The following is a 13,854-nucleotide window of genomic DNA, read 5'->3' as shown; positions in this document are numbered from 1 at the left end:
CCGTTTTGGGCAGTCTCTCCGGTATTATCAGTCGGTTGTTTCTTTATTCATATCAAGATTTATTATGTGGCTGCTAAAAGGATTGCTTTCTGCCTCTTCCTCTATAGAAGTTTTCTCTTTATCACCGGCTGTTTCGCCATCCTTCTCTTTCGCTTTTTTGCCGATGAAGCTAAGTCCTTTTTCTTCCCTTACCTGGTTAAGAATTTCCATAAACTCTTTTCCGGTGATGGTTTCCTTCTCCACAAGGTAGTCTGCTATCCTGTCCAGTACTTCCCTGTTTCCAGCCAATTGTTTCTGGGCTTTTACATAGCACTCTTTTAAGATGTTCATTACCTCATGGTCTATCTCTGCCGCAGTAGCATCTCCGCAATTTAATACCGGTCTTCCATCCAGATAGCGGCTTTCAACGGATTCCAGTCCCATAAGCCCAAATCTTTCGCTCATACCATACTGGGTTACCATAGCTCTGGCTAACTCTGTTGCCTTTTCAATATCATTGGAGGCACCAGTCGTAATGGAATGGAATACAAGCTCCTCTGCGGCACGTCCGCCATATAAGGTAACAATTCTGGTGATGAGCTCATCCTTGCTCATTAAATACTTCTCTTCCTCCGGTACCTGCATGACATAACCTAAAGAGCCCATGGTTCTTGGTACAATGGTAATCTTCTGGACCGGCTCCGCATCTTTTTCAAGTGCTGTAACCAGTGCATGCCCGACTTCATGGTAAGCAACGATTTTTTTCTCTTCCTTGCTTAGGATACGGTCCTTCTTTTCCTTACCGGCAATAACCACTTCTACGGATTCAAATAAGTCCTCCTGGGTTACTACATTTCTGCCCTGCTTTACTGCAAGAATGGCAGCTTCATTTATCATATTGGCAAGATCGGAACCTACTGCTCCGGAGGTTGCCAGTGCAATTCCTTCTAAATCCACGGAATCATGCATCAGTACATCCTTGGCATGAACCTTTAATATATCTACTCTTCCTTTTAAATCCGGCTTATCTACAATAATTCTTCTGTCGAAACGTCCCGGACGAAGAAGCGCCTTATCCAGAACCTCCGGCCGGTTGGTGGCAGCTAAGATAACCAGACCTTTGGAAGAATCAAAACCATCCATTTCAGAAAGCAGCTGGTTTAAAGTCTGCTCTCTTTCATCGTTACCGCCGCCGTAATGGCTGTCTCTGCTCTTACCGATGGCATCAACCTCATCAATAAAAATAATACAGGGTGCCATCTGCTGTGCCTGCTTAAACAAATCCCTTACCCTGGAAGCACCGACACCGACGAACATTTCCACAAAATCAGAACCGGACAGCGAGAAGAACGGAACTTTTGCTTCTCCTGCTACCGCCTTGGCAAGCAGGGTCTTACCGGTTCCCGGAGGTCCTACCAACAGAGCGCCCTTGGGAAGCTTTGCGCCAATACGGGTATATTTACCGGGATTGTGAAGGAAATCCACCAATTCTTTTAAAGATTCCTTGGCTTCCTCCTGACCGGCTACATCCTTAAAGGTAACACCCGTCTCTTTCTCCACATAAACCTTCGCGTTACTTTTTCCTACTCCTCCCATCATACCGCCGCTGTTTTTTGAAATCATGCGGAAGAGGAAGTACCACACAACATAGATAAGTAAAAATGGTACCACCCATGCAATGATGATATCCAGAATGGAGCTTTTGGTATCGGAAACATCTCCCTTGAAATCAACCTTTGCCTTTTGCAGCCTTGTTACCAGCTGTTCATCATCAATCCGGCCTGTATAATATTTGATATTATACACGTCACTTGGCTGTTCCTTGGGTTCTATTACTATCCGGTCAGACTCCAGCTTTACAGCTTTTATTTTGCCTTCGTCCAACATACTTAAAAATTTATTATAGGTTATTTCTATATTGCTGCCTTCCTGGAGCTGTTTTGCCAGAAAAGAGAATAATATTAAGGTTATAACGGCAGCCAGCAGAATATACAGCAATGGCTTCTTATTATTGTTGTTTGCTCCGGGCTTGTTATTATTCCTGTTTTTGTTATCCATACCCAACCTCCTTCGTATCCTTATTATCGTCCGGCAGATTTTTGTTATACTTCTGCCGCATTTTGCCGGCAGGTTCCCCTAATCCGACTCTGCACTTATCCATACGGATATATATGGATTGTGCCTGTATGGATTTATAACTCTATTACTGATCTTTCTTATCCCTTCTATTATATTTTTCAGTCTTTTACCGATATCTTCTTTATATAATAACAACTAATGTCTTAAAAGCTCCACTTCATTATAATGTGAGTTTCTGCATAAATCAATATGTATGTCATGAAATTTTTCTTGTATAAATTAAAAAACTATGAAGTTTTTTTACTTTTTTGAAATTTGCACTGGATTTCTTCAGATAATAATAGTATAATAGCTGGTGATTGTTTAAAATTAGCACAATGCCTTAAAACGATGGAGAACTGGTAACGTCGACTATTTAAGGCGTTTTTCATTATAAACAAGGTCTCTACATACTCTATTCAAATATCAAAGGAGGAATCATGTAATGGGTGTCAAGTATGTTTTTGTTACCGGTGGTGTTGTTTCAGGATTAGGCAAAGGTATAACCGCCGCTTCTCTAGGCAGGTTATTGAAGGAACGGGGTTACAAGGTTACCATGCAGAAATTCGATCCTTATATTAATATCGACCCGGGTACCATGAACCCCATTCAGCATGGTGAAGTATTCGTAACAGATGACGGTGCTGAAACAGATTTGGATCTGGGGCATTATGAACGTTTTATTGATGAGAGCCTAACCAAGAAATCCAATGTTACAACCGGTAAGATATATTGGTCCGTCCTTTCCAAAGAACGAAGGGGAGATTTTGGAGGAGGAACCGTTCAGGTTATCCCTCATATCACCAATGAAATTAAAAACCGTTTCTACCACAATGACGGATGCAAAGATACTCAAATTGCCATCATTGAAGTCGGCGGAACCGTCGGTGATATTGAAAGCCAGCCCTTTTTAGAAGCAATCCGCCAATTCCAGCATGATGTCGGTCATGAAAATGCTATTCTTATCCACGTTACTCTAATTCCCTATTTAAGGGCATCCGGTGAAATGAAGACCAAACCCACTCAGGCCAGTGTAAAAGAGCTTCAGGGTATGGGTATCCGCCCGGATATCATTGTATGCCGTACCGAGCACCCCCTAGAACCCGGCATCAAAGAAAAAATAGCTTTATTCTGCAATGTTCCCAGCAATCATGTTATCCAAAACCTTGATGTTGAAACCTTATATGAAGCACCTCTTGCAATGGAAAAAGAGCATTTGGCTAACATAGCCTGTGATTGTTTAGGCCTTGAATGTCCTGTTCCTGATTTAAGCTCCTGGGAGAACATGGTTGATGCACTCAAGCATCCTGAAAAAGAAGTCACTATCGCCTTAGTCGGAAAATATACCCAGCTTCATGATGCCTATATCAGTGTGGTTGAATCCTTAAAGCATGGAGCAGTTCCCCATAAGGCTTCTGTAAATATCAAATGGATTCCTTCTGAAACCCTGACAGATGAGAATGCTGCCGGAATCTTAGACGGTGTAAGCGGTGTTTTAGTTCCCGGTGGTTTCGGTGACAGAGGAATTGAAGGAAAAATCTCTGCTATCCGTTATGCCCGTGAAAATGGAATTCCTTTCCTGGGACTTTGCCTTGGTATGCAGCTTGCCATCGTGGAAATCTCACGCCATGTCATCGGCTTTACAGATGCTCACAGCGTCGAATTAGACCCGGCTACTACCCATCCGGTAATTCATCTGATGCCCGAACAGGACGGCATTGAAGATATCGGAGGTACCCTAAGACTTGGCTCATATCCTTGCGTTCTGGATGAAACCAGCAAAGCATACAAGCTTTACGGAGATAAAGTCATTCATGAACGCCACAGACACCGCTATGAGGTTAACAATTACTACCGTGAAGATTTCATACGCGGCGGTATTAAATTATCCGGTTTATCACCGGACGGCCGTATTGTGGAAATGATGGAATTCTCTGACCATCCCTGGTTCGTAGCTACCCAGGCCCATCCGGAATTTAAGTCCAGGCCCAACAGGCCCCATCCTCTGTTTGATGGATTTGTAGGTGCAGCAATTAAGTATCAGGAGGGGCATACAAACTAAGAGATGAAATAAATAAAAGTTAATAAAAATTAGGCAACTGGTTTGGCTTCATACCTCCAGTTGCCTTTTTTGTTCTAAAAGTTATATACTTCCTTTAATTTTTTTATATGGTTTGTCTTTATATTATCATCTCTTAAAAAGCGAGCGTATTGCTGTTAATGCTGATCCAAGAAAAATGCAGATATCTGAAATATTAAAGACAATCTTCTTTAAGAATTTAAAGCTAAAATAATCAACTACATATCCTCTGGTAAAACGATCATATATATTACTCAAAGCTCCTCCCAGTATAAGCGATAACGCAATTTTCAGAAGTTTATCCCCTTTTCTCGGAAGAAGAAAAATAAAAATCAGCAGGATTACCCCAAAGAAGGTCAAAGACATGGTTTTTACAATCTTCACATCATTTTCAAGGAAATTCAACATGGCACCCTTATTATGATAGCGTTCTATCACAATATTGCCATTTAGTATTTCCTCCTTTTTATGCATCACCTTATTCTTCTCAATATAATCTTTTATCTTCAATTCTGCCAGGAATATCACTGCAACTATAATCAAATATACCATACTCTTCCTCCTGTATCTGCAAATAACATGTCTTCATGTTCCTCTTCTCTTATTATAGTAAATTTTTACATGCACATCAAGAGATACTTGAAAATTAAAAAGCAATTTTCCAACTGCCAAATCAACAAATATCCAATCATAGATTGGATATTCAGAAAAGAGATTGAGATTGTAATCAGAAAATATTTCTGTCTAAATTAAACTATCCCGAAGTTTGGCAGCCTGCCTTCTGTAATCATGCGCCTCTTTTATGTTCCCTGCCATTTCATAACAGGAAGCGATCCTTTCCAGGGGAAAATCCTTGCTATAGTGGATATTTAATTCCGCCTCTGTTTCAAAGGCAGCATTCATATACCAGATAACCGCTTCATTGATATCTGCCTGATTATAAAAGTACTCTCCGACTTCATAACACACTTCGGCACTTGCTTTCCCTGACGCTATATTTTTAAGACCATACTTTAGTATAAGTTCAGAATCATTTTTTATACGTCCGCAGCGAACCAGGATGCACTGGATAAGCTTCATCCTGCTTTCAGAAATCTCCTGTTTTAGAAGGCTTTCAAAAAACGGCTCTGCCATCAGAAAATCTTCATCTTTTCCGGCAATAAACAACTCTCTGGCATACATTCCAATTAATTTGTCCGAAAAGGAAATCCCCCTCTGAATCAGTCTCTGAAAAATACCAAAATCTCTTACAGCATGGTTATTTTCGGGCATATGCAAAATCTCAATCTCACTGTCATATATAACAGGATCTAACATAACTGTCTCATGTATGGGATCTGTCCAGGTAAACTGACGCAGTCTTTTAAACAGCTTTGGCCTGTATTCCGCATTGAAATTATAGGTGGTATTAAACTCAAGCTGATTGGTATACAACATTTGGACAATGTCAACTTCCGGCAGCAAGCATTGCTTTAACTTAAAAAACCGCTCCCTGTTAATTTCATCAATCACTTCGTCGGCATCTGCAACATAGATATAATCCATTATGGCCTTCGAAAAAGAAAAATTCCTGGCAGCTGAAAAGTCATCTACCCACTCAAAATCAAACACCTTGCAGCCATAGCTTTCGGCAATTTCCTTTGTCCTGTCAGACGATCCGGTATCCACGAGTATAATCTCATCCGCTAATCCCGCAAGACTGTCAAGGCATCTTTTTAAGACTTTTTCTTCATTTTTTACAATCATGCAAACACTTATAGTTATCATACTTCGACCTCATTCAGGGGTATAATTTAATTACAAGGATGTATTTTCTTGTTTTTGTAATAAATGACCATAAATTTCCCATTTGCTTGGCAGAAAAAGCTAGTACTTTAGTCCTGCTTTACAAATAAATTGTAAATTAATGGATGGCATTTTGCACAAGTATTTTGTAAATTATCGTCGATTTACCAATATTGTACTATAATTGTAGTGGTGCTATAATACAAATATAGCAAATGTCTTTGCTATATCACTTCTATTAAACGAAAGCTTTCCATATCGTCAGCCTGCTCTGATGGTGCAAAGTCCACGTTTATCTGGTACTTCTGGATTAATCCGGTAAGAATTCTTAAGAATTGGAGTTTTTAGGGCGGGGATGCACTAAAAACTCCTTTTTCGCGAAAATATGATATAGAATTACAGTCTTGGCTTAATTCAATAACTGATTTGTTATTACTGCAGCTCTGGCATTTAAGACCAGAAGAAAGGGCAGAATCTTATCCTTTAACACCTCTGCAGCGCCATTATCATCTTTTTCTCTTATTGCCCTTTCAAGCCCAAGAATTCCTTCATTAATCTGCTCTTTATCAATTATTGCTTCGCCGGCATTAATTATATCCATCGTATGGTTTAACACTTCGATCGTCCAATTAATTCCATGAATGACCATATTTAAGAATTCTTCTGTATCTTCCTGTCTGTTACCTTTTAATTCTGAAATTACAGTTTCAACAGCGGGGATAAGCTTTTTTGAGTAGTCATAAAACTCGCCTAACACCTCAATCTGCTGCTGTTTCATCGATTGTTCCTGCATTGGTATTTTTTCTGTACCAGAATCATTCTAAATAACTCGGTGCAAAAAACCTCCTTTAATATATTCTATTATTTATATCGGATGTTTTTACCGGTATAAATAGGGCGTATATCCTGAAAATTCATTGTATGGAATAATATTATGAATTCCCATCTCTCTTAACTGGCGGATAATTTCATCCGATTCCTTCGTTGTAATAACAACAGTAATACTCTTAAGGTCAGGAAATGAAGTAAGGTAATCCGGCTGAAAAACTATCGTTCTATCAATCAAGCTCATGTTTTTTTCAGGGTTATTATCCAGAAATCCAATAACATTCCACTTGTCATCTTCATTGCTGTTTCTTAAAAACTGAAGAAATTTTTGTCCTATTCTGCCTGCTCCAAATAGAAATAATTTCTTTCCGCTAATTTCCTTACAAATTAATTTCTTTATATATGTCGAACTGGTGCTCTCGGTATAAGGGAAAAATTCTATAGTTGAACCTACTTCTTCCAGCCTTTCCTTATCATATAACCATCCTGGCACTTCGGCATAATCGCTCCCTGAAAATTGACAATCAAAGTGATACAACTTCCAGGAGTCCAGCTTACCTGCATTTTCGAAAGTTACGGGAACCGCCTCATCCACTCCTTTAACAGAACTTACAATTTCAATTCTTTCTTCAAAAGGAATAAAGGGAAGTTTTTTCTTAAAATGCACTACCAGTTCATCCACCAAAACGCCAACAATCAAATAGTCACAATTGTCTTTCGCTCGTTTTATCATATTTAAGTGTCCTACATGGAATAAATCATACACTCCTGCCATATAACCGATATTATATTTTTTCATTCTTCTCATCCTCTCCGTAAGGATTACCCTTCCTTATTCTCATCCTCTAGAATCCACTCTCTGTTTTGTACATATATGCAATATTCTGTAATCCCCATATCGCTTAATTGCTCTTCAATCTGCTTATAATAAACATTGCACAGAAACAGCTTTCTTTGGGCTGCCGGGACACTTAATATCTCAACCGGATTACGTACTTCTACTCCGCATTTAATGGTTCCCCACTTTTCCGGATTATTATCTACTAAGAAAGCTGGCGGATACTTTTTCCCAAATTGTTTCATATAATCTTCAACCATCAGACCGGAACCAAATAAAATAATATCTTTACCTGCAGCATCCCTAAAAGAATGCGCATATCTTTTATTAAATGTCTGAAAAGGGATATCTGGAATAAATAGTTCCTGGTGATGAGGTATTCTTTCTTCCACCGGAGGATATACCATATAGTTTTTTGCAACAGTCATTTCCAGACAACGCTTATAGCCTGCCGGTGCCGGAAGCTTCCGGTCTTCAAACTCCAAATATACAATCTCTTTAAAGTCCTCTTTATAAAAAACCTTCATTCCCTGATAATGGGTGCATATTCCCATCAATTCCTGACTTGGGTTTTCGCTGTAGGAACAGCATGTATTTAATTCTTGGATTAATTTCTGTTTGCTTTTGAACTTAGATACAAGCCTGTACCAATTCCATTTTATTCTGTTTAATTTTCCAAATGTATACATCTCTTTTCCATATGTTTTAGCATACAGTAATTCGTAAAGCCGGTCTGCCTTCTTACGCTGTTTTTTTCGGAATTTTTCATTTATATCATAGGCATCCAATGGAAAGATATCAATCCAAATTCCCTGATTACAGCCACGCCCCCAATTCTTCAAGTCCATGGCAGTTGAATGATTGTCCCTTAATCGCGCGTACGCTCCAAAAAAACACTCCATATCATTCTCAGCTGTCTGTAAAAACACATCTCCGCCAAATATATCAGATGGTAATGTTAGAAATTTATCATAATCCTCTCTTGGCAATGCGATGTCCACATCGTCATCCCATGGAATAAACCCTTTATGTCTTACCGCCCCCAGCAGAGTTCCCCTGATAATATAAAAATGCAGCTGATTTTCCCTGCACACGTTTTCTATTATATCCAGCAAACGAAGTTGGATAGCCCAGATTTTCTTCATTTTATCGGATACTTTATAATCCGCAATAATCTCATCCTTGTGATTAAGCAGCTCCGCCTTCTTATAAATGCGTTCCCTGTTGATACGGCTCCAATCATAAAATGTCTTATTTTCCTCCAGCCGCCTGATCTGAATAAGAAAGCTTATATCCTGCTTCTCATAAATATCCCATACCCGTTCCAAGTTAAAATGCTTTTTCATCTCATCCAGCATAACCAAGCTTTCGGCTTCTGGTATGAAAGCATAGGTATTCTTTAATGCTCTGAATAGCACATAATTTGCCGGATAATTGTAATAAACAAATTCCTGATCGAAAAAAAGAAAATCATCATTTACCCAAAATGCATTCATAGGAATCATTTCAATATAAGCCTTGGACAATATAATTCCAAAGTCTAAGTCCCCTGCGTCTTCTTTCCTCATTAGTTTCTTCTCTTCCACTGCCTGAAGAATCGCATTACAGTCAGGTGAAACAGGCTCCGAAGATTTCGCAATATAAGTAAACAGGCGTTCAAAATATTCGTATAAGTCAATATCTTTCTGCAATACCTTCTTTTTAAGACAGGCAGAAGCCATCTGCTCCTTTACCAACGGCATTATGGCGGTATCTCCCTCCAGCTTTATATCGACAGCAGGAATCCCCCTATTCCGGATATCCTGGATATTATTATATAATCCTCGAATATTCGTAATGCCTCCTGAAAATATTGCTTGCTTCGTAACGGTCTTATTATTATGGATAGCTGTGACAGTTCCCCTCTCATGTCCTCTGTCCGGCGTCACTGTTGCAAAATCTACTGAACAGGGTTTTGCATTAATTGAGCATTCCACTAAAAATGAATTTGCAAAAAATTCAAACACACCATTCTCAACAATATCATCATATAAATCTGTCTCGACTGCCACCAGAGAATCCTTCTTAACGTAATAAGGAACCAGTCTTTCTCCCACTCTTGTCTGCGGCAGATAATTCTGGGAATAAATAATCTGAGGAGTCTTATAGTCTGGCAGCGGATAATAGAACTTGTAAACATCCAGGCCGGCCATCTTCAGGATAACTGTTAATTCCTCTTTACTAAAGGAGTAACCCCCTGTCCCAAAAGGATAATGGTTCAGCCCGTCAAAAGGCCTTCCGGTGTGCGGTTCCTCTGCACCGCAGATATATTTTAAGCCAAAGCGATTTTCTAGCGCCAACAGAATCTTTCCATTTGGTGCAAGCAGATTTTTCAGTTTCTGCAGGTATTCTGAATATACTTTTCTATCGCTGCTTCCTCTTCCCTGTCTTTCCAGAATTCCAGTAAGAACAATAAAATCAAACTTTTGCTGGAAATTCATTGTTGATACATCGCCAATGCAAATTTCCAGATTATGAATATCTTCAAACCTTTTTGCTAATGCTTCTGCTCTTACTTTAGATTTCTCAGTAGCAATTACATTCTTACACTTATGGCAGAACAAACCTGTTAACGCACCAAAACCAGCCCCTATCTCCAATAGAGTCGAATTCTTTCCGAAATCATACCAACTATACAATCCCCACCGCATTTCACTCAATTGAAAAAAAGCTGGCCAACTGTTATCCTGTTTTATTATCTCTGTAAAATCACCATCAGGATTTTTTTCAATATAATTTATTATTTTCTGATCATTATAGGATATTTTTGAAGGCTGATTCGTCCGTTGTTCAAATTGTGTATTTAAAATTGCCATTTTACTTCACTCCCGATGATTATAGCCTTGGTCTCGGCTTAATCCAAAGAATTTTTTTCTTCGGCACGCCTAACTCCAGTAGAACCGTAATTATTTCATCCACTACTTTCTTGTCAAGAACACCGATAACCACCTGATCATATTCTAATTCTCTAATAACTGCAGGATTCTGAATATCTAATTTCTGTGCCTGATATTTTTCATAGTTTGTATCAATCCATGCAAGAATATTGTATTCCGGTCTATGCATAAGCTGTGAGTGGAGCAGTTGTCCTCTTTTACCAGCTGCGTATAGAATGATATTTTTCTCAATTAAATTATATTCATCTGCAAAAGTATGGTTCTCGCCCCAGCCAGCGTCGATTCCGGGACAACTATTGGGAGTTCTGTTCCAGTTATTTTCCCTGTTTTTTCTTTTGTACTGTAATACCAGTTCCTTTTCCTCCTCACTGCAGCGCAGCAATGAGTATTCAAGAGAACTTCCCTTATAATACATCTCAATCGGCTCATTATACCTGGTTAGGAATATCTGCTGCAATTGCTCCCGGCTAAGTTTCGGTGCAAATAAAGCTTCTTCCCTATCACGTCCTGTATGATTGAATGGCATTTCTCCAAAATAATTTAATGTTTCTTCGTCAGGGGTCTGTGTAATATATTTTAAATATTGTAAATAAAACGGGATATGTTCATCGACATTTATATTATAGTTTAGTACTCCATTGTATAAATCAACAAATTGCATAACACCATCAATATATCGATTATAGCCATGCCGCTCTAATGCAGCTTGTTCATCTGCTCCAAGCACAGGGACTATTGTTCCATCTTCATCTTTATATCCAATCGTTTGTCCATGAGGAGCTCTGCATAATTCTTCTACTATATAAGCAAGCGGTTCATCTATCGGCATGTAAACATAACTAATTCCAAACTCCTTCTTACTGAGTCGAACTTTGTTAAAGAAAAAAGACTGAATCGGTTCATTGGATATGTCTTTACATATCTTCGCCAAACACTCTTGTGTCAATCCGCTCCCAAATAATTCCACAAACGCAACAGTGTGATCTATTACTCCAACCTCCTGTTTAATATAAGATACCAGAAGTTTTCTTTTTTCCCGCTGTATCTCATATACCTGCTGCCCAAAATGAATATCTTCGCTAAGAATTCCAATTATAGCTTCTACTGCACTTGTTGTCAGTATTTTCTTTTCCAGTTTCTCATATTTGGGCAGATAGCATCTTAGTACCGCCAATGGAACTTCAAATAAGTCTGCAATTTCCTCTAAAGAATGAATCATATGAATGGATGAATTTTTAATAATTCTACCCAGGTCATCGTTTATCGTATCTATAGAAGGCATTCTCAACGCTTTTCTTGAACCATAAAAATAAGAAGTCTTTATATCCTGCTTATTCAATTCAATTACCCTGTCGGCTATTTTTTTTAAAACATATCCGTCCCTGGCAACAAAATATAATCTTCTTATCCCCTTTTTCTCGCACTGCTTCAAAATCCATATAATATAAGGCAGAAGCACTGGGGCACCAATACTGCTGCCTATTTCAAAAGCCTTTTTGTCCAATACTGCTTTAATTTCCAACTTATTTTCCGTATAAAAAATTCGCCCATTTCTAGCCGTACCAATTAAAAGTTGGACTGTCACATTATTTTCAGAAGAATATACTAATTGTTTTTCATATGGCTGTAATTCCTCAAATTGGTAATGTTCTGCCTGTATTCCATATGATGCCGCACTTAATATATCCGCATCTAAATTATCTCCTCGATGAACCCACTGTTTATAGAAGCCTTTGTTTTCTTTCTCCGCAACCAGTTCATATAATTTTCCTGATTCCTTCGTTTTACTATAATCAGAAGATACGTATATAGGAATTGCCTTAAATACCGCATCGGCCTTTATTAACATTTTACGTATAATTTCTTCTCCCAAGTACATGTCCGATATAAGAACAACTTTATTTCCTGCCTCTATTAAACTTCTTACCTCTTCAATATTCGACGATATTCCAATTATATTCTCTAATTCCACCTTAATTTCCAATGCCTTAATACGCTCTAGCTGTTCTTCTGATAGGAGCCCGCATGCCCCTATTATTTCGTATATCTGTGCAAGCGTAATGTCATTAATGAAATTATCACAATAATTAGATCTTGCAAGTTTTTCAGCAGATATACGCAGATAATAGAAATGATTCCTTATATGCTCATCAATATCCTTATATTCTTTGTTTTTTTGTAAATACTGTTCCATCATTGCAAAAATGCCATTCGAGGTGGCTGTTGTTCTGGTTATAAGCGTATCAAAAATATCAAATGAATACATGTAATTGGCTCCTTCGTATTAACATCAATATATTTCTTTCTGTTTTTACCATATATCAACACACCTTCTTATCCACCTCATTAACTGTTGGCGTAAATAAATATCAAGCTCTGTTTGAAAATCCATACTCAATTCTTTTGACTGATGGATCATCTTTTTAAAGATGTTAAGGGCACTCTTAATTTCCTGCATGTGAGCAGCATAATTATTCTCCTCGTTCATTAGCCTGTTTAATAATTCAAGTTCTTCATCTGTAAGAGTAAAGCCGCTTTTACCAAGTGACAACCTTTGTAAATAGGCAAAATGCTCTTTTCGCTTTCCCTTTTCATCTCTTTTTACTCTTGAAGTTTCACTTCCATTATAATATCTATGTTTTAATAGTAATTCATCAATATTAGACATTGTGGCAACCTTAGAACACTCAATCCAAAACAGAAAATCTTCCATTCCATAGCATTTTTCCTGATATCTCATACCATAATTATCAATAACCTTTCTTCTTAACATTACTTCGCTATTATGGTATATACATCGAAAAAGGAAATTTACTTTTATATATAAGGGATTATTAAACACAATTTTGTCCGTGTTAATAATATTATCATTTTCATCAATTGCTTGTACTTTTCCGCCAACGATATCAATATCTTCCCTCTCCTCCAAAAATTTAACTTGTTTTTCAATTCTCCCAGGCAGAGATATGTCGTCATCATCCATGATAGCTATATATTTTCCGGTAGCATAATCCAGTCCTGCATTCCGTGAATATGCTATCCCCTTATTTTGAGGATTATTAATAACATAAATTCTATCATCTTTATATGTTCTTACGATTCTCATTGTCGAATCGGTAGGACAATCATTTATAATTATAAGTTCTATATTTTTATACGACTGCTCTAAAATGGAGTCAATAGCTGTTTTAATATAATGCTCTGCATTGTAAACAGGCATGATAACACTTACTTTTGGGTTCAATATACATACCTCTCTTATATTGTTTCTGATTTTATCCATCTCTACT

Annotated in this window: 9 protein-coding genes; 1 reads left to right on the top strand and 8 read right to left on the bottom strand. The window is 38.0% G+C overall.

Annotation, left to right across the window (positions count from 1 at the left end; genetic code table 11):
* Positions 1 to 27: 27 nt before the first annotated feature.
* Entirely contained in the window at positions 28 to 2,037 is a 2,010-nt protein-coding gene (ftsH, locus tag BUF11_RS10235; protein WP_073588731.1) for an ATP-dependent zinc metalloprotease FtsH, read from the bottom strand.
* Positions 2,038 to 2,542: 505 nt separating this feature from the next.
* Between ftsH and BUF11_RS10230 the strand changes: the two genes are divergently transcribed.
* Positions 2,543 to 4,159 (top strand): CTP synthase, encoded by a 1,617-nt coding sequence (locus tag BUF11_RS10230; protein ID WP_073588730.1) that lies wholly within the window; start codon positions 2,543 to 2,545, stop codon positions 4,157 to 4,159.
* 126 nt (positions 4,160 to 4,285) lie between these two features.
* On the opposite strand, the gene lspA is transcribed toward BUF11_RS10230, so the two are convergent.
* From lspA to BUF11_RS10195, 7 genes are all read right to left on the bottom strand, one after another.
* Positions 4,286 to 4,729, bottom strand: coding sequence for a signal peptidase II (gene lspA, locus BUF11_RS10225; RefSeq protein WP_073588729.1), 444 nt, complete (start codon positions 4,727 to 4,729; stop codon positions 4,286 to 4,288).
* A gap of 192 nt (positions 4,730 to 4,921) precedes the next feature.
* Positions 4,922 to 5,944 (bottom strand): glycosyltransferase family 2 protein, encoded by a 1,023-nt coding sequence (locus tag BUF11_RS10220; protein WP_073588728.1) that lies wholly within the window; start codon positions 5,942 to 5,944, stop codon positions 4,922 to 4,924.
* Positions 5,945 to 6,371: 427 nt separating this feature from the next.
* Positions 6,372 to 6,740 (bottom strand): hypothetical protein, encoded by a 369-nt coding sequence (locus BUF11_RS10215; RefSeq protein ID WP_073588727.1) that lies wholly within the window; start codon positions 6,738 to 6,740, stop codon positions 6,372 to 6,374.
* A 102-nt stretch (positions 6,741 to 6,842) separates the two neighbouring features.
* Positions 6,843 to 7,589 (bottom strand): adenylyltransferase/cytidyltransferase family protein, encoded by a 747-nt coding sequence (locus tag BUF11_RS10210; protein ID WP_073588726.1) that lies wholly within the window; start codon positions 7,587 to 7,589, stop codon positions 6,843 to 6,845.
* Between the two features lie 23 nt (positions 7,590 to 7,612).
* On the bottom strand, positions 7,613 to 10,483 hold the full coding sequence (locus tag BUF11_RS10205; protein ID WP_073588725.1) for a LicD family protein: 2,871 nt from the start codon (positions 10,481 to 10,483) through the stop codon (positions 7,613 to 7,615).
* 19 nt (positions 10,484 to 10,502) lie between these two features.
* A complete protein-coding gene (locus BUF11_RS10200; RefSeq protein WP_139243379.1) occupies positions 10,503 to 12,761 on the bottom strand; it encodes a hypothetical protein in 2,259 nt (752 codons plus the stop codon).
* Positions 12,762 to 12,875: 114 nt separating this feature from the next.
* The gene (locus tag BUF11_RS10195) at positions 12,876 to 13,847 is read right to left on the bottom strand and encodes a glycosyltransferase family 2 protein (protein WP_073588723.1); all 972 of its coding nucleotides are present in this window, start codon (positions 13,845 to 13,847) and stop codon (positions 12,876 to 12,878) included.
* Positions 13,848 to 13,854: the final 7 nt, after the last annotated feature.

The organism is Anaerocolumna xylanovorans DSM 12503 (assembly GCF_900143645.1).
In the GTDB taxonomy this organism is placed as follows: Bacteria; Bacillota; Clostridia; order Lachnospirales; family Lachnospiraceae; genus Anaerocolumna; species Anaerocolumna xylanovorans.
The sequence above is the reverse complement of the archived record's forward strand: the minus strand, read 5'-3'. Positions and strand labels throughout refer to the sequence as shown.

Bases quoted from the DNA above. Each gene is read 5' to 3' on its own strand.
- ftsH (WP_073588731.1), bottom strand. From the start codon at position 2,037: ATGGATAACAAAAACAGGAATAATAACAAGCCCGGAGCAAACAACAAT.
- BUF11_RS10230 (WP_073588730.1), top strand. From the start codon at position 2,543: ATGGGTGTCAAGTATGTTTTTGTTACCGGTGGTGTTGTTTCAGGATTA.
- lspA (WP_073588729.1), bottom strand. From the start codon at position 4,729: ATGGTATATTTGATTATAGTTGCAGTGATATTCCTGGCAGAATTGAAG.
- BUF11_RS10220 (WP_073588728.1), bottom strand. From the start codon at position 5,944: ATGATAACTATAAGTGTTTGCATGATTGTAAAAAATGAAGAAAAAGTC.
- BUF11_RS10215 (WP_073588727.1), bottom strand. From the start codon at position 6,740: ATGAAACAGCAGCAGATTGAGGTGTTAGGCGAGTTTTATGACTACTCA.
- BUF11_RS10210 (WP_073588726.1), bottom strand. From the start codon at position 7,589: ATGAAAAAATATAATATCGGTTATATGGCAGGAGTGTATGATTTATTC.
- BUF11_RS10205 (WP_073588725.1), bottom strand. From the start codon at position 10,483: ATGGCAATTTTAAATACACAATTTGAACAACGGACGAATCAGCCTTCA.
- BUF11_RS10200 (WP_139243379.1), bottom strand. From the start codon at position 12,761: ATGATGGAACAGTATTTACAAAAAAACAAAGAATATAAGGATATTGAT.
- BUF11_RS10195 (WP_073588723.1), bottom strand. From the start codon at position 13,847: ATGGATAAAATCAGAAACAATATAAGAGAGGTATGTATATTGAACCCA.